The sequence below is a fragment of the Gammaproteobacteria bacterium genome, assembly GCA_016199745.1.
In the GTDB taxonomy this organism is placed as follows: domain Bacteria; phylum Pseudomonadota; class Gammaproteobacteria; order Acidiferrobacterales; family Sulfurifustaceae; genus JACQFZ01.
On record JACQFZ010000056.1, the window covers coordinates 153,218 to 179,080 of the forward strand.

Here is a 25,863-nt window from a genome sequence, read left to right on the forward strand (position 1 = left end):
AAACCTCCACATAGTTTTACCTACATTGATATATCTCCAACGCATCGCCGAAAAAGGCGCGCGCGAAGCGATCCGCGCCGCAAACGCTGCGCGTGGGCACTCGGCAAACTAACCGACACATGCCCTTTTACTTACTAATGTTGTGTGCCTAACAGCGAAGCGAGCGTAGCGTGGGAATTTACCCCGGCGCAATCAGGGTTAGCCCAGGGTGACAATAAGCGTTATCACTGAAACAACAGAACTGCGCGAGATGCAACGGCGAATACTCACAGTTTATTTACGCCATTCAAGCAATGCCACTGGAAAGTTTGCGAGTACAAGTGCCGCCGGTAACCAATACTGCGCCCCGCGACGTTCGCTATTGATAATCTCGCCGGTCAACAGGTTCAGATAGGCACCTTCGGCCGGTGCTTCGATCCAAGTGTCTGCCCAGATCTGACCGAGCGGCGGCATCGTATCGGCCTGTAGACCCATCAACCAGCGCGATGCGACCGTCATCACCATTTCCGACGCTTGGCGGCGCACGAAAACACCGAGGTGCTCGGCGCGTGCCCCATCGACCGCTAACGGTACGTATTCGCCTTGGCGGTACAACGACGCGTGCGTGCGGCGATAATTCAACACTCGCCAAGTCAGGTAGAGTTTGGCGCGACCGTCGGCCAACGTGTCGAGCAATGCGCGCACCCGAGCGGCGTCGGCCACTTGCAGTTGTTCTTCCAAATCTGCTAACAGTCGATCGCGGCGGACGTAATCGACCGGCCGGCGATTGTCCGGATCGACCAAACTGAAATCCCACAACTCGTTGCCTTGATAAAAATCCGGAACCCCGGGTGCCGTTAGCTTGAACAGCACCTGCGATAAGCTGTTATACAAACCGCATGGTACTAACCGGCGCACGAACGGTAAAAAATCCTGCAAGAACAAATTTTGACCGGCGGCGAGCAGCTCGCGCACGAACTGTTGCATCGCCTCCTCGTAGGCGAGGTTCGGATTGATCCAGCTGGTATGGACCTTCGCTTCCTTCACCGCCTTAACGGCATAGGCTTCGATGCGCTGGCGAAAAACATCGAGGCCATCCGCATCCAGCTCTGCCAGCGGCCAAGCACCGACCAATGTCTGATACAGCAAATATTCATCGTTGCGATCGGGAACTACGCCGTCTTCGATCTTGCGCTTCTTGCCGCGATTGATACGGCCCCAACGCGTGACGGCGGCACGCCACTCGCCCGGCACCTCGGAGATCACGTCGAGGCGCGCGCGTACGTCTTCGCTGCGCTTGGTATCGTGGGTCGAGGTCGCCAACATCGAATGCGGATATCGCCGAGCTCGGTCGATGTTGGCGCGATGAAACGCGGCCATCGACACGCCGAAACGGCGTGGATCACCGCCGACCTCATTGAGCGCAACGAACCGGTGATACGCGTAAAACGCCGTGTCTTCCAACCCCTTTGCCATCACCGGCGCCGTGTATTGTTGAAACCGCCGAGTGAAATCGATTGCGCCGTGCCGGTGTGACTCCGGCATTTGCTCCATTCCTTCCAGCAATAAAATCCGCCAAACGAAATCGAACACGCTCACGTCGGCTTCGGCGCTACGCTTTTTCGCCTGGCTGATGGCCCATTCGATGTAGCGTCGGTCTTCGGGCGAAACATGGTCGCCGCGAATGTAGGTGCGATACACCGGGAACGACGCCACTACCTCGCGCAACGTGTAACGCAGTGCGTTGAGCGTAAAATCGCGCGCGTGCCAATCGGATTCCGACAGCCGATTGAGGTGGTACGCCAACACATTGAGCTCGCTCGACAACGACAAGCGCATGATTAGACGCTTGCTCTCCGCCAGTAGCTGATCGAAATCGACAACCCGACCGATGAAGCGCGTATAGATTCGATCGAGCTCTTCCTCGGCATCGGGATGCACGAACACGCCGTTAACGAGATTGACGAACTCGTAACCGGTCGTGCCGTGGATCGGCCAATCTTCCGGCAGATACTCGTGACTCGCGAGGATCTTCTCGGCAATAACGTATAGGCCATCTTCACTCGCCGCTTCGATACCGGCCGCTTTGGCCGCCTGCGTGACGAAGCTTTGCAATCGTTGATAGTAATTGAGCGGATCGTACAACCCGTCGGGATGATCGATGCGCAGACCGTTGACCTTGCCTTGTGCCACCAGGTCGCTGATCAACCGATGCGTGCTGTAAAACGTCTGCGGATTCTCCATGCGCAACGCCGCCAGATCATTGATATCGAAGAACCGCCGATAGTTGATCTCGTCCGAAGCAACGCGCCAGTACGCCAACCGATACGCCTGTTGTTCGAGCAATTCGTGCAACCATTCGAGCCGGCCGGAGTCGCCGTTATACATGCCGACGATACGCTCGATATGCCCGCGGACCGTCGCCTCAGCCGCGCAAAGTTCCGCCAGCCGCTTCTTATGCATTTCCTTATCGCGCTGCCGCTCCGACAACCGTTCCTGCTGGTGCTCCTCTCGCCCCGGCAGGTGGCGAAACGCGGCCATCAAACTCTGATACTCCAACAACCGTGGATGATCCGGCACTGCTAACGCTGTCGCTAAGCGATCGAGCTCTCGCTCCAATACCAGCGGATAGGTTTCGGGATCGAGCGGAAAGCGGTGATTGTAGTAGCGCACTTCGAAGGCGCCGCTGGCGAAATCCGCCGCCAACGTCAACTCGCCGCGCTCGATGACTTCGCCGTAGTGATCGCCCAACACCGGCAACAACACTTTGCCGTGCAACTCAGGCTTCAACGGATACCAGTCGATGTCGAAAAATGCGGCGTACAACGACGCCGGTCCATTTTCGAGCACGTCGAGCCACCATTGATTGTCGCTGCCGATGCCCATGTGATTGGGCACGATATCGAGCACCTGCCCTAACCGATGCGTCCGCAGTGCGGCGATGAATGCGTCGTAGTCGGTTTCCGAGCCGATCTCCGGATTAAGCGCGTTGTGATCGACGATGTCGTAGCCGTGACGACTGCCCGGGCGCGCCTTCAGGTATGGCGAGGCATAACAGTGGCTGACACCAAGACGCTGCAGATACGGCGCCAAGCGCTCGGCGTCGCGAAACGTAAAATCTTTGTGAAACTGCAGCCGATACGTAGCGGTTGGAATCGCGCCCCCGTAATTACGGGGGCGCGTCGTAGGGCGCGCCGCACCTCCAGGGCCTCGACTCCGACGGAGAACCTCGAACAATGCGCGTGCCGGCGCATCGTTAATCAGCGGTTCGATATCGAGCGCGAGCTTGCGACACCAGTTCGGATGTTCGTCCACCGTGCCCGGCAGATTCGCCTGACATAGCTCGCCGATCACATCTTCGAGCTGCAACATGACGACTTTGGACGGACTGCGTGCCAGATATTCATGCACGGCTCGTGCAAGTTGCGGCGTCATTTCCGGGCTCGATGCTGGATCGACCGTTGCGCCTTCGGGCAACAACCCTTCGCGTTGTAACGCGATCAGCAAACGGGCACGGTCTTGCGCACGCTGTAGGATTTGTTGCTCACGCTTCTCCGCCGACGGAAACAAATTCAGCCGTTCACGCTCGAACAAATCTTGACCTTTCCACCAGCCGGCCAACGTCGGTAAATCGTGCGTCGACACCGTCGCCAACGCCCGCTCGGGATACGTCGCCGGTGGTTTGAAATCGCCCTGATCGTTGCGCTCGAAGTAGAACAACCGATAGGACAACACATTCATCGGCGCCAGTGTCGCGCGCACCTCATCCGGCACCGTGCCCAAATCTTCGCCGATGACTAGGCAGCGGTTGCGATGGCTTTCGAGCGCGAGAATTCCGAGCATATCGCGGAACGGATATTCGACGTAGGCGCCGTCCTTAGCGGTCCTGCCTTCCGGCACCCAGAACAAGCGCATGAGACCCATGACATGATCGATGCGCAATGCGCCGCCGTGGCGCATATTCGCCCGCAGCGTGGCAATAAACGGCGCATACGCCGCCTCGCGCAAACGCTGCGGCACCAACGGCGGCAATCCCCAATTCTGACCGAGCAACGCCAACTCATCCGGCGGTGCGCCGATGCTGATTTGACGCGCGTATAACGACTGCCAAGCCCACGCTTCGGCACCGCCACGATCAATGCTGACCGCTAGATCTTGATACAAGCCGACGCCCATGTCGTGTTCATAGGCGCGCCGGCCGATGCTGCCGAGTTGCTGATCCGCCTGCCACTGCAAGTATTGAAAATATTCGATACGCACGCGCTCGCGTTCGGCGAAGCGCGCCACCGCCGGTGCATCCGGCGTGCGGTACTCCTCGGGCCATACCGGCCAACCCCAGCGCTGCGAATCCTGCCGATAAAAATGTTCCTGCAACGCTTCGTACAGCGTGTGCCGATATAGCCACTCGCCGCCCTGCGTCTGAAATTTGCGGAACGCCTGGGCGCGTACGGTGTTGCGTGCGAGGTGATGATCGCGAAAATGTTGGTAGAGCCGTTCCAGCACCGGGAACTTGACGGCGGCGACTGCCGGATAATCGACAAAAGCTTGTGCTCGCAATTGCTGCAACCGCTGCTGAAACTCGCCGGCATATACCATCTGCTGCGCCGTCGCACATTGCGCAAACTCGGCGATGCCCTCGACGTCGAGATACAGCACATTGACGAACAACCGACTCGACGGGCTGTACGGACTCACGTGCTGCGGATTGTGCGGATAGAGCGCATGCAACGGATTCAAACCGATGACGGCCGCACCCTGCCCCGCCAAATTCTCGACCGCCGCCCCCAAATCGGTGAAATCGCCGATGCCCCAGTTGCGCGATGAACGCAATGCATACAGTTGAATCGCCGCACCCCAGATACGACCGCCGTCGGCGACTGCCGTCGGCACGTAGCAAGCATCGGGCGCGACGATGAGCACCATCGTCTCCGATTGCCCACCCGTTTGAATTTCCAATCGATGATAACCGAGCGGTAATTCCGGAATCGGCAATGCATAAGCGACGCGTTCATGATCATCGATCGTCGCGCGTTCAACCACCGTGAGATCGGTAGGATGTACCTCGCCGCGCTGCTGATCGCCGTTCTCGATCGTCAACGTGTACAAAAAACGCTGGGTCGTTTCTTCTTGCGCCAGGCGCACGATCGCCGCTCGCTGCGGTCCACTGTCGGTCGTTCGCACCACCTGCACCGGCGCCAACCGGCGGTGCCACGACGCTGCTTGCAACTGGGCAATGGCGGCATCGACCGATGTACGCGTCAGATCGATACCCATCGCTACCACGAACGCCTGAATGACGTCGGGCTCGGTATCGTGGCGATTTCCCCAAATGTCGTAGTACCGCGGCTGAATACCGCAGAGTCGGCAAAGTGCGAGTAAGCCTGGATCGTTCATACAATTATGTCGAGTTTCGTAAATCGTAATGACGGAACGTGCCGTCCTTCAGTTCAATACGTAGTCATCTAATTGTCATCCGCTGAAGACGAGACGACCTGACTCACTTTTCTTCTAACCACCATATCACCGACCAGGGTGGCAGCCGGTCTGGCGACGATTCCGCCGCACCGGGCATATATCTATATAAGATACGGCCTTTACGGGTGCCGACACCTGTCAACACGCGGCCGCTCAAATTGGCGATCAAACATAAACGCGATCCATCGACTAAGGCCCATTGCACGGTTAATCCCTGAGTTCCTAACACTTCGAAACTCGCACCCGCATCCATCAACTGCGAAAGTCGCGGCACAATTTCGCGTGCACGCAGCGCCAGCACATCGCGATGCCATACCAGCCAATCGACAGCCTCAGGCCGGCCAAGTTCTTCCCAATTCAGCACCGCTTCGACGAATGTGGTCGCGACGGTGGGATCGGGAATACGTGCACGCGCGGCCGGATCGCTGAATTCCGGAAAGCGCGCAAATTCCTTGCGCCGGCCTTCGGCAACGGCGGCCGCCAGCTCCGGACCGAAATCGCAGAAAAAAGGAAACGGCGTGCGCGCTGCCCACTCTTGCCCCATGAACAACATCGGCGTTGCCGGGGCCAACAAAAATACCGCCGACACCGCCCGCACACGCTCCAGCGTGGACAACGCGGTGATTCGTTCGCCGAAGGCGCGGTTACCGATTTGATCGTGATTCTGCAAGAACGACACGAATGCCGCCGGCGGTAAATCCGCCGACGGTTCACCGCGCGGGCTGCCGTCACGAAAGCGCGACGGCTCACCTTGATAGGCGAAACCCTCCGTCAAACAACGCCCGAGTCGCGCCAACGGCTTATCGGCATAATCGGCGTAGTAACCGCCCGACTCGCCGGTCGCGATCACGTGCAACGCGTGATGAATATCGTCGTTCCACTGCGCCGTGTAGTACTGCGGCCGACGCGACGCATCGCGTTGCAGATAATGTGCGGCGTTGTCGTCGTTTTCCAATACGAGATGAATTTGCCGGCGCGCGCCGGGTCCGCGCGCGACGGCTTGCGCGAGCTCCGTCAGAATATCGGGGCTACTGTCATCGGCGATGGCGTGCACGGCGTCGAAGCGTAGACCGTCGAAGTGATACTCCTCGAGCCAATAGAGCGCATTATGAATGTAGTAGTCGCGGACGACACGACTACCGGCATCGTCGAAATTGATAGCAGCGCCCCAAGGCGTGTGATGACGCTCGGTGAAAAACGGCGCGGCGTAACGATGTAAATAATTTCCGTCGGGGCCGAAGTGGTTGTAAACCACATCGAGAAATACCATCAAGCCGAGACGATGCGCCGATTGAATCAGTGCTTTCAAATCTTCGGGCCGACCGTAACGACTATCCGGCGCGAACGGTAATACGCCGTCGTAACCCCAATTGCGTCGTCCAGGAAAATCGGCGAGCGGCATCAACTCGATCGCCGTCACCCCTAAGTCACGCAAATGCATCAGTCGGGTCTGCACACCGGCATAACTCCCGGCAGCGGTGAAACTACCGACGTGCAATTCATAGAGCACTGCTTCTTCCCATGGCCGGCCGCGCCAATCGTCGTCTTGCCAAACGAAAGTACGCGGATCGATCAGCTCGCTCGGACCGTGAACATCGTCCGGCTGAAAACGCGAGGCGGGATCGGCCACCGACAACTCGCCGTCGATCCGATAACAATAACGATCGCCGGCGATCGCTTCCGCGGTCACGGCATACCAACCGTCGCCGGCGCGCTGCATCGGCCGCCGTGTTTCTTCAACGCCGTGCCATACGCACAACTCCACCTCGCGCGCACTGGGCGCCCACAGACTGAAGCGAGCGGCGGCATCGCCGATCAGCTCCGCGCCGAACGGCATCACATGCTGCCGTTGCCGATACGAAACCTTACCCATATCAAACTCCTAGCGTTATGGCACTTGCTTCAACAACACCAACGACCGACCTTCGAGCGGATAAATCTCGCCCGCTGCATGCCGCTGCGTAAGGCGTTCGCTGGCGAATGTGTCGATCGCAACTTCCCAGCCGGTGAAACTAGCGAAGCTCGGCAAGGTGAAGCTGATCGTCTCGTGATAAGCATTGAGCAACAATAGAAAGTCGTTATCCTGTAACGGTCGCCCGCGTTCGTCCTGTTCGTGGATCGCCTCGCCGGATAAAAATAATCCGAGGCAAGACGCGTTGGCGTTGGACCACTCCTCATCGGTCATCTCGCCGCCGTCGGGACGCAACCAAATGATGTCCTTCTTGCCGATACCCTTGATGTCGCGCCCTTGAAAGAACGAGCGCCGATGAAATACCGGGTGCGTCCGCCGCAATGCGATGAGATTGCGTGTGAACGTCAATAGCTCTTGGTCCTCCGGCTTAAAATACCAATGCAGCCAGCTGATCTCGTTGTCCTGGCAATAGGCGTTATTGTTTCCCAATTGGGTGTGACCCATTTCATCGCCGGCAAGCAACATCGGCACGCCTTGCGACAGGAACAGTGTCGCCAATAAATTGCGTTTCTGGCGCAACCGTAGCTCTTTAACTTGCGGGTCGTCGGTCAGACCTTCGGCGCCGCAGTTCCAGCTGAGGTTATGATCGCTGCCGTCGCGGTTGTCTTCTTGATTGGCCTCGTTGTGCTTGCCGTTGTAGCTGACGAGATCGTGCAGCGTGAAACCGTCGTGCGCGGTGACGAGATTGATGCTGGCATATGGCTTGCGCCCGCCGCGCTCGTACAAATCGCTGGAGCCGGAGATCCGATACGCGAGCTCGCCGATCTGTCCGCCGTCGCCCTTCCAATAGGACCGAACGGTGTCGCGATATTTACCGTTCCACTCGGTCCAACCGACCGGAAAATTTCCGACCTGATAACCGCCCTCGCCCAAATCCCACGGCTCGGCGATCAGCTTCACCTGCGACAACACCGGGTCTTGATGGATGATGTCGAAGAACGCGCCCAATCGATCGACTTCGTGCAGCTCGCGCGCCAATGCCGAGGCGAGATCGAAACGGAAGCCGTCAATGTGCATCTCCTGCACCCAATAACGCAACGAATCCATGATCAGTTGCAGCACACGCGGATGGCGCATGTTGAGCGTGTTGCCGCAACCGGTGTAATCCATGTAGTAGCGCGGATCTTCGGGCGAAAGCCGATAGTAAGACGTGTTGTCGATGCCGCGGAACGACAACGTCGGCCCGAGCTGATTGCCTTCGGCGGTGTGGTTGTAAACCACATCGAGAATGACTTCGATGCCGGCCGAATGTAATCGCTTCACCATGGTCTTGAATTCGCCGATGGTGCCCATCGCCGAATAGCGCATATCGGGCGCGAAGAAGCCGATCGAGTTGTAGCCCCAGTAATTACGCAATCCCTTGGCGACTAGCAGTCGATCGTCGGCGAACGCATGCACCGGCATCAGCTCGACGGCGGTAATGCCGAGACGTTTGAAATGATCCAACACCGGCTCGGTCGCCAGACCGGCATAGGTGCCGCGCAAGTGCGGTGGCACATCGGGGTACAACGCCGTCAGGCCTTTGACGTGCGCTTCGTAGATCACCGTATCGTGCCAAGGCGTATGCGGCGAACGATCGTTGCCCCAACTAAATGCAGGATCGATCACTTTGCACTTCAACATGCCGGAAGCGTTGTCGCGCTTGTCGAACGAGAGATCCGCTTGCTTGGCGCCGACGCGATATCCGAAATGCGCGTCGCTCCATTTGATGTCACCGACGAGCACCTTGGCGTAAGGATCGAGCAGTAACTTATAAGGATTGAAGCGAAATCCTTCTTCCGGCTTGTACGGTCCATACACACGATAGCCGTAGAGCTGACCGGGCCGTATCTCCGGTAAGTAACAGTGCCACGCTTGATCGGTTTGCCATTCCACCGGTACGCGCGCGATTTCGCGCCGGCCTTTCGGATCGAACAAACAAAGCTCGACCTTTTCTGCGTGTTCGGAAAAGAGCGAGAAGTTAACGCCCTCTCCATCCCAAGTCGCGCCTAATGGGTATGGCTGGCCGCGCCATACCGCGATCTTGTCACTCAACATTCCTTTGCATTCCTTCGTTTTTAGAATAACAAAATCGTTGCGCCCCGCCGGAACGTCGTCGGCAGCCTACACGGAATGCAGTTCGGGAGATATGGTCGGCGCGCGATCACCCAGGAATGCCAACAGACCGCGCACGGGAATATCGACCCACGCCGGTCGATTGTCGAGCTCATAACGCAACTCGTAAAGCATCTTCTCGACGATGAAAAGTTGGATCAATGCTTGCGCATGTGCCGGCTCGCTGGGTAACGCCGCGGCACCGGTAGCGGCCTCGCGGTAACCATCGAGCAACCGCTCGCGTACCGTCGCTTCCCAATCGCGCGCCAACGGTTCGAGTACGGCATAGTCATCCGGACGCTCCGCCGTCAATCGACGCAATGCGTGATACGCCGCGTAATTAAACGAGCGCAACACGCCGGCGACATCGCGCAACGCCGAATGCTTGGCGCGGCGTTCGGCCAACGGCCGCGCCGGCTCGCCTTCGAAATCGGTGATAACAAAATCGTTTTTAACGAGCAACACTTGACCGAGATGTAAGTCGCCGTGATAACGCATTTTGAGCACCTCGATCGGCGGCGGTACGCCGATACCAGCGATCAATTCAGCTTCGCGTTCGAGCAAACGATCAACTAGGGATTGCGTCACCGCGCCCAAACCGTCGCGTCGCTGTTTCAACTTGGCAAGAGTGCTGGCGACGTCGGTCTGCACACGACGCCACCATCCCTCGTATTCCGCCGGCTCGACTCGTTCCGGCTCGAATGCCGGATCACCATGCGCACGTGACAACGCCTGATGCAGCTCGCCGATGCGCTGTCCGAGCGTACGCACCAGCGTCATATATAAAGTGTTGTACGCCTGCTGCTGCAGACCTTTGTCTTCTCCCTGCTGACTACGCTGCGCCTCCAGATGGCGCTCGAGAAAACCGATGGTATAAACCCAACCGTCGCCTTGATTGGCGATATAACCTTGCAACAGTGCCAACGTGGTGTGGCTGCCGTTGGCGCTGCGGAATTCGAGATAACCGGCAAGCGGCGGAATGTGCGCGAACGGCGAGACTTCGGTCAAAAACCGACCGATCTCGAGATCCGGATTCACACCCTCTTCGAAGCGCCGATACACTTTAAGAATTAATCGATCGGCCAAGATAACGGATGAATTACTCTGTTCAAGTCCGAGCGACCGTACCGGCAGGGCAGCGACGTCGCCGACTAAGCGTTCGAACACCGCCGTCGCCGCGAAACGCATGCGCCCCTGATCGAACGCCAATTCCTGCCGCAAACCCATGGCACGCACCAACGCCCGGCAAAAATCGTCATGCGCCAGCGCATCGACCAACACGCCGACGCGCGGACCGCGCCGCACTCGCGCCAACGCCCGCGGCAACAGCGGACGCACGTGCTCGTCGGTGATCTCGCCCCAAACGATCGACAACGGCAGGAAGTAACTACCCTGCGAATCTGTCGTCACCGTGCGCACCAACGCGATCAGCGCGCTGTAGGTCGCCTCGCCCCATTCCGCCGAAGCGATCAGCTCGGCGCGCTCGAGCGACTTGCCCTTCTCCGAATACCAACGCTGACCAACAATGAAACGCGGCAAAATGTCGCGCTCAAGCGCACGCCGCAACTTCTCCGCCATCGGCCGCTGAATCCGATCGGTCTTGCCAACGAGATCCGGATACAGCGAGCGCCAACCGGCGAACATCACCAGCCACGGCAATTCGAGCGGCGGCAACATCTCTTGGTGCCAACGCGGCACCTGGGCGTCGGCCGATAACAGAAACCAATAGAAACCGTATCCGGGCAACGTCAGCAGGTACGGCAATTCGCCGATCGGCGGAAAGGTCGTACGTCCAAGCATCTCCACCGGCACACGCGCTTTGTAAGCCGATAGGTCAAGCTCAACCGGCTGCGCCGCACGCGACAGATTAGACACGCAAAGAATGCTCTCGCCGTTGTACTCGCGCAGATAGGCCAAAATCTTGCGATTACCTGGCCGTAGAAAGCGCAACGTACCGCGGCCAAATGCCTTATGCGCCTTGCGTACCGCAATTAGGCGCTTCATCCAGTTGAGCAGCGAATAAGGATCGCGCGTCTGCGCTTCGACGTTGACCGCTTCATAGCCATAAATCGGGTCCATGATCGGCGGCAGATATAGCCGCGCCGGATCGGCCCGCGAAAAACCAGCGTTACGATCCGGGCTCCACTGCATCGGCGTGCGCACACCGTTGCGATCGCCCAAAAAAATGTTGTCGCCCATACCAAGCTCGTCGCCATAATAAAGAACCGGGCTACCGATAAGCGACAACAACAAATTGTTGAGCAGCTTGATGCGCTCGACGTCGTTGTCGACCAACGGCGCCAACCGCCGACGAATGCCGAGATTCAAGCGCATGCGCGGGTCGTTGGCGTAGACCTGGTACATGTAATCGCGTTCGTAGTCGGTAACCATTTCGAGCGTGAGCTCATCGTGGTTGCGCAGAAAAATCGCCCACTGGCAGTTGTCCGGAATATCCGGCGTCTGCTCCAAGATTTCACCGATCGGATGGCGATCCTCTTGCGCGACCGCCATGTAAATGCGCGGCATCAATGGAAAGTGAAACGCCATGTGGCACTCGTCGCCGTCGCCGAAGTACGAGCGCACGTCTTCCGGCCACTGATTCGCCTCGGCCAAGAACATACGGTCCTTATGGCGCGCATCGAGCTGCGATCGAAGCTGTTTCAGCATCTCATGCGTTTCCGGCAGGTTCTCGTTGTTCGTACCTTCGCGCTCGCACAAATAGGGAATGGCGTCGAGACGCATGCCGTCGACACCGGCATCCAACCAAAAGCGCATGACTGCAGTAACCGCGCGCACGACTTGCGGATTATCGAAGTTGAGATCAGGTTGATGCGAAAAGAAACGATGCCAATAATACTGTCGCGCTACCGGGTCCCATGCCCAATTCGATGTCTCGGTATCGCGAAAGATGATGCGCGTGCCGCTATATTTCTTGTCGTCGTCGCTCCAGACATAAAAATTGCGCCGCGACGACCCGGGCGTCGCCCGCCGCGCCGACTGGAACCACGGATGTTGATCGGAGGTGTGATTCAGCACCATCTCGGTGATGACTCGCAGACCGCGCGCATGCGCTTCGCGCACGAACTCGCGGAAGTCGGCCATCGTGCCGTAATGCGGATGGACGTTACGATAGTCGGCGATATCGTAGCCGTCATCGCGCAACGGCGACGGATAGAACGGCAGGATCCATATGCAATTGACGCCAAGGTCGCGTACGTAATCGAGTCGCTCGATCAATCCTTGAAAGTCACCGACACCGTCGCCGTTGCTGTCGTAAAACGCCTTAACGTGTAGCTGATAGATGACGGCGTCTTTGTACCATAAGGAATCGTCGTCCAGGCTTGAGGATTGTTGCGACATGCTTAACGCCGTCCCTGCGAAAACCTAGCGCGCCTGGCTGTCCGTGAGGGAGTGGCGCTGTGTTCTACAATTTTCTGTCTGTTCACGTATCCCCTTTTCACAAGTAGTAATCAAAATCCCGCTCCGACCGCGCCCGCCGGCGCAGCCGAAAGATATGCGCCGGTACGACATGCGGATTGAGCTCGATGTAATTGTCAGCGCCGCTCCAGAGATAACGCGCGTCCGACAACAAATCGTGCGCCTGGAACGACTGCGCTGGATCGAGCCCGAGATCAGCCAGCGGCAAATGTACCCAACCCGATTGCACGTGATGCGGATCGAGATTGACCACCACCAATACGGCGTTGCTGCGGTCGGCGCTTAGCTTGCTGTAACAAATCAGCATGTCGTTATCGATTGCATGGAACCGCAGATTGCGATCGCTGTGTAACGCCGAGTTCTGCCGGCGGATGCGATTCACGCGAGCGATAAAATCGTTCAGGCTGTCGGGCCGCGTCACCGGCCAGACGCGGATTTGATACTTCTCGGAATCGAGGTATTCCTCGCTGCCCGGCTCGCGCGACCGCGCTTCGCTAAGCTCGAACGCCGGGCCGTAGATTCCGTAATTCGCACCGAGGGTGGCTGCCAACACCAAGCGCGTCATGAATGCCGGCCGGCCGCCGAGCTGCAGATATTCATTCAGAATGTCGGGCGTGTTGGGCCATAGATTCGGCCGAAAATATTCGCGCAGCTCGGTCTGCGTCAGCTCGGTGAAGTAATTCGTCAATTCCCACTTGGTATTGCGCCACGTGAAATAAGTGTACGACTGTGAGAAGCCGATCTTCGCAAGTCGATACATGACCGACGGCCGCGTAAACGCCTCCGACAAGAAGACGACCTCCGGCTGACGCTGCTTCACCTGATCGATCAAATATTCCCAAAACGCGAACGGTTTGGTATGCGGATTGTCGACGCGAAAAATACGAATGCCCTGCTCGATCCAAAAGAACACGACCGACGTCAACTCTTCCCACAAACTTTTCCAGGCGTCGGTTTCGAAATACAGCGGATAAATGTCTTGATATTTCTTCGGCGGATTCTCGGCGTATTGCACGGTACCGTCCGGTCGTTGCAGAAACCATTCCGGATGTTCGCGCACGTACGGATGATCAGGCGAGCATTGAAACGCCAGATCCAACGCCACCTCGAGCCCGTGCTTGGCGGCGGCGGCGACGAACCGCTGAAAATCGTTGAGCGTACCGAGCTCGGAATGGATCGCACAATGCCCGCCTTCGCTGGCGCCGATCGCCCATGGGCTGCCGGTGTCACCCGGCGCGGCGGTCTCAGTGTTGTTCTTGCCTTTGCGATGGGCACGGCCGATCGGATGAATTGGCGGTAAGTACACGACGTCGAAGCCCATGGCCGCCGCGGCCGCGAGTCGCGGTTCGCAGTCGACAAAACGACCGTGGCGCGTTGCGTCGTCAGTGCACGAGCGCGGAAAGAATTCGTACCAGGCGCTAAAGCCGGCACGTTCGCGGTCGACGACGACACTGAGTTCGGGCTGGTAAAGCGTCGCCACGCTGCGATCCGGGTAGCGCGTCATCAAGCTCAACAGTTCGTCGCTCAATGCCGTCGTGCTGCGTGCGGCAGCGCTGCCTTGGCCGCGCAGGATACCGACGAGCTGCGCCAAGCGCGCCGCATCGGCACCACGTGCGCGCGCCGCCACGGCCTCGGCTAAACGCGCACCCATGAGGAACGGTACTGTTAAATCTTGTTCGGCACTGATGCGTTTTTGCAGCTCGCGTCGCCAGGTAAGAAAGCCATCGACCCAACCGACGGCGGTGTAGTCGTAGCGGCCGACTTCATCGACCACGAAGCTCGCCGACCAGCGATCGTTACCGAGCGCACGCATCGGCGTCTCGCTCCACAGCTCGTTGCCGTGTTTGCGATAGCGCAGCACGCAGACGATAGCCTCGTGACCATCGGCAAACGCGTCGAGTTCGACGTCGACACGATCGCCGACGATACGCTTAATCGGATAACGGCCACGATCGACGCTCGGCGTTAGGCGGTCGATCACGACCCGCTGGCGTCCGACAGCTCCGGTCGGGGTAAGACTCCCTGGGTCGCGCATGCTTAGCCTATGACGGCGCCAACACCAACACGCCGAGCGGCGGCAATGTCAGCGATAGCGAATAGCGATGTCCGTGCGCCGGGATCGGCGCCGCTTCGACACCACCGAGATTACCGAAACTGGCGCCGCCGTACTGCGGCGCGTCGCTGTTCAAGCGCTCGCACCAATAACCGTTGCTCGGCACGCCGATGCGATAATTATGCCGCGGCATCGGCGTGAAATTGCAGATCACCAACAGCTCATCGTCGCCGCCGCGCCGTAGAAAACTCACCACCGATTGCTCGGCATCGTGAAAATCGACCCACTCAAAACCGGCATGGTCGTGATCGAGCGCGTGCAACGCCGGTTGATCGCGATAGAGCCAGTTCAGATCACGCACCCATTGTTGTAAGCCGCCGTGCCGCGAATCGTTGAGCAAGTGCCAATCAAGGCTGTTGTCGTGGTTCCACTCGCGCCATTGCGCGAACTCGTCGCCCATAAACATGAGCTTCTTACCCGGGTGCGTGTACATGTAGCCGAATAGCAGCCGTAGATTGGCGAACTTTTGCCAATCGTCGCCTGGCATCTTGCCGATGAGCGACCCCTTACCATGGACCACTTCGTCGTGCGACAACGGCAGCACAAAGTTTTCCGAGAACGCGTACCAGATACCGAAGGTCAGCTGGTTATGGTGATACTTGCGATACAGTGGATCGCATGCCGCGAAGTCGAGCGTGTCGTGCATCCAGCCCATGTTCCACTTCAAACCGAAACCGAGACCGCCGATGCTCGTCGGCCGCGTCACCATCGGCCAAGCGGTCGATTCCTCGGCGATCATTTGTATGTCGGGCTGTTCGCGGTAGGCGGTCTCGTTCAAGTGGCGTAGAAAAACAATCGCCTCCAGATTTTCCTTGCCGCCGCGCGCATTCGGAATCCACTCGCCGGCTTTGCGCGAGTAATCGAGGTAGAGCATCGACGCGACCGCGTCCACGCGTAATCCGTCGATGTGATATTTGTTCAACCAAAAAACGGCGCTGCTTGTGAGAAAGGCGCGGACTTCGGCGCGGCCATAGTTAAAGATGTAACTTTTCCACTCCGGATGGAATCCTTGGCGCGGATCGGCATGTTCGTACAGATGTGTGCCGTCGAAATAGGCAAGGCCGTGGCCGTCGCTCGGAAAATGCGACGGTACCCAATCGAGAATGACGCCGATGCCGCGCTGGTGCAGCCGATCGACCAAATGCATGAAATCCTGCGGCGTGCCATAACGGGACGTCGGCGCAAAATAGCCAGTGGCTTGATAACCCCACGAGCCGTAAAACGGATGCTCCGTTACCGGCAGAAACTCGACATGGGTGTAACCCATTTGCGCGAGATAATCCGGCAGCTGCTCCGCCAGCTCGCGATAACTCAGCGAGCGATTGCCCTCTTCCGGCACGCGTCGCCACGAGCCGATGTGTAATTCGTAAATCGCCATCGGCGCCGATAAAGCGTTGGCGTGCCGGCGCTCGCGCATCCAGTCGTCATCACTCCACTTGTAATCGAGCGGCCACACCACCGACGCAGTACCGCCGGGCTGCTCAAAGCAACACGCGAATGGATCGGCTTTGTCGATGCGGAAATCGTGGTAGCGGGAAATAACGTGATACTTATATGACGCCCCCGCTTTAACGCCGGGCACGAACCCTTCCCAAATACCGGATTCATCACCGCGCGGACGTAACGGCTGCGCCGCTGGATTCCACTGATTAAAGTCGCCGATGACGGCGACCTGCGCGGCATTGGGTGCCCACACGGCAAAACTAGCACCGTCGACACCATCGTGCGTCACTAAGTGCGCACCGAATTTCTCGTAGAGTCGAGTGTGGCTACCTTCACGAAGCAAATAAATGTCGTACTCGCTAAAGCGGCTACGACGAATGTGCTCCGGCAATTTTATTTCCCCTGCTTCCTGCATTTCTTTCGACTCCCCGACGAACGTTGTTGGAAAATACCGGATGTTCCCGAGGACAGCAAATGCGTAGATGCACTGATATAGGAACTCGATGAAGCAATGGCGTGTCTCAATAACTGTCGAGTATTCATGCAACCTACTGGAGGCCTACATGAAACAGAGACGATGGCAAGACGGATTGATACTGGTTCTTGGAATATGGCTGCTTATTTCGCCGTTTATTCTCGGCTATGCCGACCATATGGTCGCTGCCCGCAACTCATACATTCTCGGCATCGGTGTCGCGATATTCGCCATCATGGCGCTGCGCGATCCGCGCAGGTGGGAAGAATGGGTCAATCTTGCGCTAGGTGTGTGGCTAATAATCTCGCCATTCGTACTGCGGTATTCGCACAACTCCACACCCACGTGGAATCATGTGATCGTAGGATTGCTAATCGGCGCGGATGCACTGATGGTGATATACGGACCCAATCTTCAGCGGAAGCGGATCACCAGTTAACAAAAACAGAGTACTTGGCAGGTTTCCCCTTTCCAGCCATGGAGAGGGGAAATGATTCCAGTTCTTAGTTCAACGTCGCCGACGGCGGCGTAACTTCTCGATCGCGCGAACCTTCGCCGCGAACGCCGTATTTTCGTAGCTTCTCAATCAGCGTCGTGCGTGGCAACTTCAACAAACTGGCCGCATGTGCGACCACACCACCGGCCTCGCTTAACGCCTGCATAATCAGCGAATACTCGATATTGTTGAGATGCTCTTTCAGATCGAGACCGCCGGGCGGCAGCTTGACCGTGGTCGCCACGGCGCGCTGATTGTCGTCGATCGACAGTTCCGGCGTCGCTGGCTCCGGTTCACGATAGCGCGCCGGCAAGTCAGCAAGCTCGACCATGCCATTGGGAAATAAAATCGCCAGACGTTCAACCAGATTCGCCAACTCGCGCACATTACCCGGCCAACGGTACTGCTGCATGGCATTCATCGCCGCCGCCGAAAAACGCACACAAGTGTGACGCTCGCGCATCAATCGCGCGTTGAGTTCGGCCACCAGCAGCGGCAGATCTTCGGTGCGCTGACGCAGCGGCGGCATGTTAATCGGAAACACATTCAATCGATAAAACAAATCTTCGCGAAATCGCCCTTCTTGAATACTGCGCTCGAGATTACGATGCGTTGCCGCAATCAAACGCACGTCGGCGCGAATGCTGCGGTTACCGCCGACGCGCTCGAACGTTCGTTCTTCGATTACGCGTAACAGCTTCACCTGCATCGCCAGGCTCATGTCGCCAATTTCGTCCAGGAACAACGTGCCGCCTTCAGCCAATTCGAAGCGTCCTTGACGCGTACTAATGGCGCCGGTAAATGCGCCCTTCTCGTGGCCCATCAATTCGCTTTCCAATAACTCGCTCGGGATAGCGCCGCAGTTGACGGCGAGGAACGACTTGCCGCGACGCGGCGAGTGATAGTGCAGATTGCGAGCGACGACTTCTTTGCCGGTGCCGGATTCACCGAGAATCAGCACGGTCGCATCGGTCGTCGACACGCGATCAATGAGCTCGCGCACATGCCGCACGCCTTCGCTCTTGCCGACCAGGGCGCGGAATAATTCCGGGCTGCGACCGCTGGCGACTCGTTGTTCGAGCGCGTACTCCACAGCCTGCTCGACCAACCGTTGCAGCGGAATACCAGCAACCGGCCATTCGAACACGCGCACGAAGAATCCGACGCCCTGCTCAGGCATCAACGGCACCGACCGATCGCGGCCGTGATACAACAGCACCGGCAGTTGCGGTCGCCATTCGCGCAGCGCGTCGTACAGGCCGAGCTGTTCCGCCGGCCCTGGACACGGACCGAGCAACACTGCGTACACGTGCTCGCTGTTCTCGATGCGATAACGCCATTCGTGCGGACTGCAAAGCATCACCGGCCCGCAGTTCAACGATTCTAAAAGTCCTTTTAATTGCTGCCGGCGCCCATCATCGGCGTCGATCAAAAGCAGTCCCTTCCCGGATATATCCAAGGTTCCCCCTTCAGTCGCGATTGCCTTACAGACCCTGAGCCTATGTCATTCAGCATAGTCCAGGGCACGAAAATTTCCCTTCTGCCGGGTAAAAATATGCTCGGGCGGCCGAAATCGGGCTGCTGCAAAGGCGGCAGCCACTCGTTTTCCCGGAAAAATTGGCTCTGCTAGCGACGGAAGCTGGCGGCGGTTCTGACAACCAACGCCGCCAACGACAGGAGGAATGCCGTCAACGAGGTCACGACGCGTACTCCATTCGCGCGATTCCAAGCGTCGCGGGTAGCCGCCCAATCGTTCGGTACGGACGACGGGTGCCACGACTCAACATAATAATTGAGCGGAATATTTACCTTGATGGTGAACACAATGACACCGGCGATATAAATAACCGCCGCCAGCGCCACTAACCAGAACGCCACCGTTCTGACGTGCCGATAATTAATCAACAAGGCGACCAGCGGCGCCACGCCGCCGCCGAAGAAAAACAACAGGAACATGCCGTTGTTTCTGACATGCCGGTTAAACAGCGACTGCACGATCGCGTAGGTTTGTCCGTCCACCTCGCGCATCGCCGGGTTGACGCTGAAAGTGTACGTCCAGAAAAATCCGGCCATCACACCGAGCATAATCGCCGCCAGTGCGATCGCACTGTTTTCCACATCAGTCGTTTTCATTTCTGCCGGTTCAACGCTGGATCGTCAAAGCGTTTCCCGCCGTGGATCGATACTGCGCCAGGATATCGCGGATCGCCGTAATGACCACCTCGGGCTTGTCCTGCTGAATAAAATGTCCGCTATCGATCCACAACTGACGGCTACCTGGATAGAGCCGAACGAAGTCCGTTTGTTTTTCTTTGACGAACTGTGCCATTTCAGATGTCGAATCTTGAATTGCGCTCAAAATAATTATCGGCTTTCCAATAAAGGGTGGTGCATGCAGCACCTCTAATCCAGTGCTCTTAGCAGCCGCTAATTCCTGCTTCTGCAAATCCGTTAAAAATAGTTTCAGCATCCGTGTCCAGAACGGCCAATTCTCCAGTGCGCCGAACCCGTCGAACTGCGCCGGATGAGTGGAGTCGACCAACACCAGTCCCGCCACCTCATCCGGATAACGCCGCGCGAACAACTGCATGTAGAGACCACCCAGCGAATGGCCGACCAGCACATAGGGCGGATTCATGCCTTTGTGACGCAAAAGCACGCGCAATTCGGCAACGACGTGTGCCCCATCGCGCGGCGTCGCTACCGGATCGCTATCACCATAACTCGGCCGGTTGTAGGCAAAAACGGTCGCATCCTTGCCGATCTCGGGAAACACCTTGCTCCAGCTCTTCATGGACGCCGCCAAACCATTCTCGAACACCACCACCGGCGCTGCTTGGGTTATCTGCGCGTACTCGACCGAACGATCGTCGATGCGACCCGTCTCGGTGGCAGGCAAACCGGCGCAACCGGAAAGTACGATAACGAATAAGAACGAACCCATTGAAAAAAACCTATCCATACACTCCCTCTGCTGCGCTCTAACCTGCCCTCGCGGCGATCTCTAAATAGTGTGACCGACAATAATGCCCCAGATACCGATGAGGCAGATATTGCTCGCCACGAATGCCGCCAAACGATGCCGCACGTTGTTGTACGTTAAATGAATAGTTGCGTGCAATATTCTAAAAATCACATAAAGCCACGACAGCACGACTAGCGCGCCGCTCGTTAAACCAACGACCAAGCACAGCACACACGCCAAATAAAATAACACCGGCATCTCGAACAAATTGGCGAAGTGCCGCGTTGTTTTTACCACTTGCACCGGCGCCCCTCGTCCTGGTATAGCTGATAAAAATTTATCGGCAGCGCACCGGAACTGACTGACTTAAATCGAACAGTAAAGGCGATGCCCATCACGACAAAAGTGAGGAACACCATGGCGAATATTGGGTAAAGCACGAGTCTTCTCCCCGAGAATTAGACGTCAATATTCAAATCAATTCTGCGTAATGCTAATCGTGTTGCCGTCCTTATCCTTACCAGCGCACATCTTACGACCCGCGAGTTGCTTTATCGGTCCCAATCGAGCGCCTCTTTCATTGAAATACTCGCGCGCCACACTCAATTCAGCGCCCGTCGAAAATTCGAGACGCGGTTGCCTCCCCTTTCCGGCGTGGAACGCAATTTCAACGTTGCGACTTACTTTAAATGCAGACCATCCCGTTCGAATCTCCGCGACCGATAGGCCGAGAGTATCGCGATAAAAATCGGTTGCGTTGGCAACATTTTCAACAAAGAACGTGATTCGGTGCAATTGAAGCTTCATTACTAAACGTGGCATGACCTCTCCCTGATTTTATGGAATCGCTTGTTTCGAGTCATCGATGCTAGCGTCAGCCTGGCTCTCGCGAAAGTCGAATATCGATTTCTCGATCGATATAGGACCACTCGTAGGATTCGCGTAACTCGGCGGTTAGTTCATCGAATGCGGCAGCGTCGACGGGGGCGTATTCGAACCAAGTCAGAAAATCGAACGGCTCGTTGTCGCTTAGATCGCGGCAGTGATGTAAACGCCGGGCTATCGCCGGCAGATATTTGAGCCCAGTTTTAATATGTTGCGATCGCCGTTCCAATATCTCCCGACGCTCGTCTTGAGCGAGACTCCACCACGAGGCATTTTTTCGAATCGGAATGAGTGCCGCCATCGTTGCGCCAGGACGATCCGATCCTTCTTGTTTCGCCACCAGCAACTGCTTTTCTTCCTGGATTACATAACGTTCGTTACTGGTGATTCCGCGCAGCAGCCATTGATTATTTTGGGGGGAGCTATCCACTGCCCCGTTGACGACATCTATACACTTTACCAATGCGAGCGGATCGCCGACGATCGTTTTCATTCCCGTCACATGCCAAGCGCCTGCTTCCCCTCCGAGAAAACTAAAAAGCCGTCGATTCATTTGGAACCTCCTGATCCGTTAATGGACCAGGGGTAGTCGCTGGATCAACCCTTTACCTTACGTCCCGTTAGGCTTTGCTCTAGTGCTTGTTTAACAACGGGCCATTCACTGCGCACGATACTAAACATCACCGAATCGCGAACCCGGCCGTCACGCATGACCATATGGCTGCGAACAATTCCTTCTTCCTTTGCACCGATACGAACGATAGCGTTACGCGATGAGGTATTCAGCACATCGGTGAGCAATTCCACGCGGTTACATTGCCAACTCTCGAACGCGTGCCGAAGCATAAGATATTTCGCTTCGGTGTTAACGTGTGTTCTTTGCCACGACTTACCAAGGAAAGTAAAACCGATCTCCACTCGCCGATGTGCACATTCGATACACCTAAAGCGGGTGCTTCCGGCAATTGCGTCGCTAGCCTTATCGATAACCGCAAATGCCAATTCTCTCCCGTTGATGAAAGCGGATTCCGCGGCATCGAAAAAGTGGCTTAAGTCATCCGGATGAGGAACTACCGTAACTGAGATTTTCCAGAGCTCGCCATCAGCTATTGCTTTAGCAAGTCCCGGCGCATGCCGAAGCGCTAGCGGCTCGAGCCGAACCGTTTCGCCTTCTAAGACTATTTTCTCTATTTTCATTTTTCACCTTGCCTGCAGCGACCGCGGTCTTCTCTAGCATGCCGGTCCTATCCGTCATATGCCCGCTTTAGCTTATTAATATCGATCTTCTTCATTTGCAACATCGCCTTCATGACTCTTTCAGATTTTTCAGGATTAGGATCCATGAGCATCTTGGGTAAAACGGCGGGAACCACTTGCCATGAAACACCGAATTTATCCTTGAGCCAACCGCACTGCTGCGCCCTTTCATCGCCGCCGTCGGCAAGTTTCTCCCAGTAATAATCCACTTCTTCCTGGTTCTCGCAATTGACTTGAAACGAAATGGCCTCGTTGAATTTGAACAACGGACCGCCGTTGAGCGCAGTGAACGTCTGCCCATCGAGTTCAAAGGCGACGGTCAACACGGTTCCGGCTGGCTTTCCATGAATCTCGTAGCCTGCTTCTCCATATCGACTAATGTTCACGATTTTAGAATTTTTGAAGATAGTGGTGTAAACCCTTGCTGCGTCTTCGGCTTGGGTATCAAGCCATAAACAGGGTGTAATCCTTTGAACGTTTGCCATGGCGTTGCTCCTAGTGGGGTTTAACGAGGGTCAAGAAAGATGACCGTACTACCAGCTAGTCGTTCGGAGAAGACAAAAATCGACACGACTTGGAGTAATGAGCTACCACTATTCGTCGTGCACGAAAGCTATGTTTTTTCGATGAAGAGAATTGCCCACATTCCGCTGTTTTTGGGTAGCCGCAATCTGCGGTATATATGAGGTATGTAGTAGATGAAAAGTACTGCGCATCGCTCAATTACACGACTTACGCAAGGAGCCGCAGCAACCTCATCCTTGATACCTCAAACCAGCACGTGACGCGTGCTCGCAAAAAATCGGTAAATTTGCTGCTCTATTTGCGAGTCGATCATCGTCTCCGGCCGCTTACCGACCGGGCACGGGAGCCGCGGCGTCGTTCCGAATAAACGACAGATCAACGGGCGTTCTTCATAGACCGTGCATCCGTGTTCACCGAGATGCGGACAGCTCAGCTTGGCAAGCGCCGTCTCATGCGCTTCGTCGCTCTTGATGGGCAACCTCGCCATCTCTTCCGTAGAGGCGGTCACTGGCCCACAGCAATCATGGCATCCGGGTTTACATTCAAACGATGGAATACGTTCGCGAAAGAATTGAATTTTCTGACTGTGATGGGTCATGCGGTTATCCTTCTACATCGAGTAATTCGAAAGCGATGATGATCATCATAGAGCGAGGTAGATTGTTAGGCATTCTTCTTTTTTGATTTCTTCCGTTGCTTGATTCGATCTGGCGACGAGAATAGTAAAGGCGAGCGACATTCCTAGCACCACCCAACGAGAAGTCTCATCGCTCATTTCCTTCTCTCCGTACAACAACTAGCAATTAGCACCGTGTTTTTTGCATCCGTTGGAGCAATTTGGCATGTGCGACCACAGGCTTCCGCTCCTCGCGAGTAACCTCCACCCAAATCTCCGCCAAAAACCAAATGCAGCGAGAACGCCAACCAAAAGGAAATTCCCAGAAGTTCCGGAAATGGCAGGCCAGTAAGGGCAATTTCAGACCTGATTTTCTTTTCCCCATGTTCAGATCTTTTGCTTTAGGACACAAAGTGATTCATAGATTTCATCTAAATCGGCATCATTTGACAAATATCGCTCGAAGATAGTTAGCATTTTGTCGCCATAACAGATATCAAGACAACGACGCTGAGCCAACGCCCATTTTGGTTCGCCATTTCCCTCTTTTCGGGCACCTATCTCAACTATCTCCGCCAATTTAACTGTTTCAATAGTGCGGCGAAAAGGAACAGAAACAATTAGCTCGTGCGATGTCAGTCGCAAGGTACCTCTCTTCTCGAAAATACCGATGAATACCCTAAAAGCAGAAACTATCGCTCCGATAACCAAAGCAACCACAACGAACCAGTTGCGAGAATCTAGGGGGACAGCATTTTGAAAAAACCATATCGCGAAATAAGTACAGACAACGGTAGAAAAGATCGCTATCAGGCTAAATCTTGGCCGATACGCGTACTCACGCATATATTGGTTTGTCTCATGCATTAAGCCACCTGTAACCCCCTTGATGGAATCCCCAACGCTAAGGTTCAGCCGCGCTCCGCGCAGCGACGCGTCGGCTGGAACCGATTGTTGGGCTTCGATAGGTCATTTCGGTTTTACCAGCAAGCATGACAGCATGCCTAGAACGATATCTATCGTCGCACTGACTAGTACTACGACTATCATTCCATCCGTTATGGGCTCAAGTTCGATCCGAGATATTCCCGACATAATAAGGCTACCTGGTCCACCGCTTCCCATAGCCGCGGTATAAATCGCCGCAAAGGTAGTAACGACCGACAGCGTTCTGGCATGACCGACGAGACGTAACACTGACGATACGGCAGATGTGTCGATGAGTAGCGATCGTAGTGTTAGCGCGAAAGCAACCACGAAGGTGAAAACAGTCAAACAAACTTTGGCTGCCATCGTGCCCAGACCAAAATACATTGGAGCCAGTGGATAAACGACGCTCGATACCGCCAAACCTATTACCACTGTCCGCCACGGCAATACGGAGACCCAGCAGCGCATGACCGCTGTCACGCGTATTCTTCGCAGGACTAAGACCACGATGTAACCCAGAAGACCGCCTGATGCCATGCCGATGGCCAACGGCACCAACGTCAATCCCAAGTAATCGAAAGCTTGGTTCACTATTGATCTCCCGTTAAGAAAAAGTTAGCGGTAGGATTGCTCATCTGCCCAACGAATAGCGTTTATCCACCGCCCCTCCCACACCAAATCCTACCGCGGCGGTATCGGCGGCGGATAAACCCTGTTGAACTAAACCGCCCACCCGGGCGGAGCTTATGGAAATTGTAGGTGCAACCGGAGGGTCGTCAATCGATGAGACGGATCTACGGATAAAGTCGACCGCCCATCAATGGGTTGATGATCGTTACCGGGCATGCACGTTGGTGATCGATGTAGCGTGCGTGTACTGCTAAACGGCAACCCAGGGAGGTTTGGCACGAATCGGTTCGTGGCGCCGTGTGACGCGCGAAGGAGTCGAGACGATGACGTACACGGATGTCGCATCAGGGCGGTGCAGGCACGGTCGATCGTGCAGCGGTCGGTGCGATCGCTTCAAGGACGACGAGCCAAACTAAAGGGGGCGGAGTGGAATGGCACTTACTTAAGCTCCAACCCCCTAATGTAAAAAACAAAAAGGGCTAGCCCCAATGATAAGGTGGAGTCGCCAAACAACCCTCTCATCACATCACGTCAGGGAGCTAGCCCCGAATGCATCCTAATCACCGCCGG

General features: G+C 56.3%; 18 protein-coding genes. 1 reads left to right on the forward strand and 17 read right to left on the reverse strand.

Annotation, left to right across the window (positions count from 1 at the left end):
- Window positions 1–273 precede the first annotated feature (273 nt).
- The 6 genes from HY308_15390 to glgB form a co-directional block, all read right to left on the reverse strand.
- A complete protein-coding gene (locus HY308_15390) occupies window positions 274–5,373 on the reverse strand; it encodes a malto-oligosyltrehalose synthase (GenBank protein MBI3899661.1) in 5,100 nt (1,699 codons plus the stop codon).
- Between the two features lie 103 nt (window positions 5,374–5,476).
- The gene (treZ, locus tag HY308_15395; protein ID MBI3899662.1) at window positions 5,477–7,291 is read right to left on the reverse strand and encodes a malto-oligosyltrehalose trehalohydrolase; all 1,815 of its coding nucleotides are present in this window, start codon (window positions 7,289–7,291) and stop codon (window positions 5,477–5,479) included.
- A gap of 51 nt (window positions 7,292–7,342) precedes the next feature.
- Window positions 7,343–9,463, reverse strand: a complete 2,121-nt coding sequence (glgX, locus tag HY308_15400; GenBank protein MBI3899663.1) for a glycogen debranching protein GlgX — start codon at window positions 9,461–9,463, stop codon at window positions 7,343–7,345.
- Between the two features lie 66 nt (window positions 9,464–9,529).
- Entirely contained in the window at window positions 9,530–12,880 is a 3,351-nt protein-coding gene (gene treS / locus HY308_15405) for a maltose alpha-D-glucosyltransferase (protein ID MBI3899664.1), read from the reverse strand.
- A 97-nt stretch (window positions 12,881–12,977) separates the two neighbouring features.
- Window positions 12,978–14,993 (reverse strand): alpha-1,4-glucan--maltose-1-phosphate maltosyltransferase, encoded by a 2,016-nt coding sequence (locus HY308_15410; protein ID MBI3899665.1) that lies wholly within the window; start codon window positions 14,991–14,993, stop codon window positions 12,978–12,980.
- 7 nt (window positions 14,994–15,000) lie between these two features.
- Window positions 15,001–16,929 (reverse strand): 1,4-alpha-glucan branching protein GlgB, encoded by a 1,929-nt coding sequence (glgB, locus tag HY308_15415; protein ID MBI3899666.1) that lies wholly within the window; start codon window positions 16,927–16,929, stop codon window positions 15,001–15,003.
- 148 nt (window positions 16,930–17,077) lie between these two features.
- On the opposite strand from glgB, the gene HY308_15420 reads away from it, so the two are divergent.
- A complete protein-coding gene (locus HY308_15420; protein MBI3899667.1) occupies window positions 17,078–17,428 on the forward strand; it encodes an SPW repeat protein in 351 nt (116 codons plus the stop codon).
- A gap of 64 nt (window positions 17,429–17,492) precedes the next feature.
- Here the strand turns inward: HY308_15420 and HY308_15425 are convergent, their stop codons facing one another.
- From HY308_15425 to HY308_15475, 11 genes are all read right to left on the reverse strand, one after another.
- On the reverse strand, window positions 17,493–18,938 hold the full coding sequence (locus HY308_15425) for a sigma-54-dependent Fis family transcriptional regulator (GenBank protein ID MBI3899668.1): 1,446 nt from the start codon (window positions 18,936–18,938) through the stop codon (window positions 17,493–17,495).
- Window positions 18,939–19,111: 173 nt separating this feature from the next.
- Complete coding sequence (locus HY308_15430) at window positions 19,112–19,618, reverse strand: DUF1772 domain-containing protein (protein MBI3899669.1); 507 nt, start codon at window positions 19,616–19,618, stop codon at window positions 19,112–19,114.
- A gap of 10 nt (window positions 19,619–19,628) precedes the next feature.
- A complete protein-coding gene (locus HY308_15435) occupies window positions 19,629–20,429 on the reverse strand; it encodes an alpha/beta fold hydrolase (protein MBI3899670.1) in 801 nt (266 codons plus the stop codon).
- 60 nt (window positions 20,430–20,489) lie between these two features.
- A complete protein-coding gene (locus HY308_15440; protein MBI3899671.1) occupies window positions 20,490–20,753 on the reverse strand; it encodes an MAPEG family protein in 264 nt (87 codons plus the stop codon).
- A 174-nt stretch (window positions 20,754–20,927) separates the two neighbouring features.
- Window positions 20,928–21,272: a VOC family protein gene (locus HY308_15445; GenBank protein MBI3899672.1), complete on the reverse strand. Its 345-nt coding sequence runs from the start codon at window positions 21,270–21,272 to the stop codon at window positions 20,928–20,930.
- 52 nt (window positions 21,273–21,324) lie between these two features.
- Window positions 21,325–21,888 (reverse strand): chlorite dismutase family protein, encoded by a 564-nt coding sequence (locus HY308_15450; protein MBI3899673.1) that lies wholly within the window; start codon window positions 21,886–21,888, stop codon window positions 21,325–21,327.
- Between the two features lie 44 nt (window positions 21,889–21,932).
- The gene (locus tag HY308_15455) at window positions 21,933–22,532 is read right to left on the reverse strand and encodes a GNAT family N-acetyltransferase (GenBank protein ID MBI3899674.1); all 600 of its coding nucleotides are present in this window, start codon (window positions 22,530–22,532) and stop codon (window positions 21,933–21,935) included.
- Window positions 22,533–22,579: 47 nt separating this feature from the next.
- Entirely contained in the window at window positions 22,580–23,077 is a 498-nt protein-coding gene (locus tag HY308_15460) for a VOC family protein (protein MBI3899675.1), read from the reverse strand.
- 284 nt (window positions 23,078–23,361) lie between these two features.
- Window positions 23,362–23,715, reverse strand: a complete 354-nt coding sequence (locus tag HY308_15465; protein MBI3899676.1) for a YkgJ family cysteine cluster protein — start codon at window positions 23,713–23,715, stop codon at window positions 23,362–23,364.
- A gap of 405 nt (window positions 23,716–24,120) precedes the next feature.
- Complete coding sequence (locus HY308_15470) at window positions 24,121–24,600, reverse strand: hypothetical protein (protein MBI3899677.1); 480 nt, start codon at window positions 24,598–24,600, stop codon at window positions 24,121–24,123.
- Between the two features lie 102 nt (window positions 24,601–24,702).
- Window positions 24,703–25,254 (reverse strand): hypothetical protein, encoded by a 552-nt coding sequence (locus tag HY308_15475; protein MBI3899678.1) that lies wholly within the window; start codon window positions 25,252–25,254, stop codon window positions 24,703–24,705.
- Window positions 25,255–25,863 lie beyond the last annotated feature (609 nt).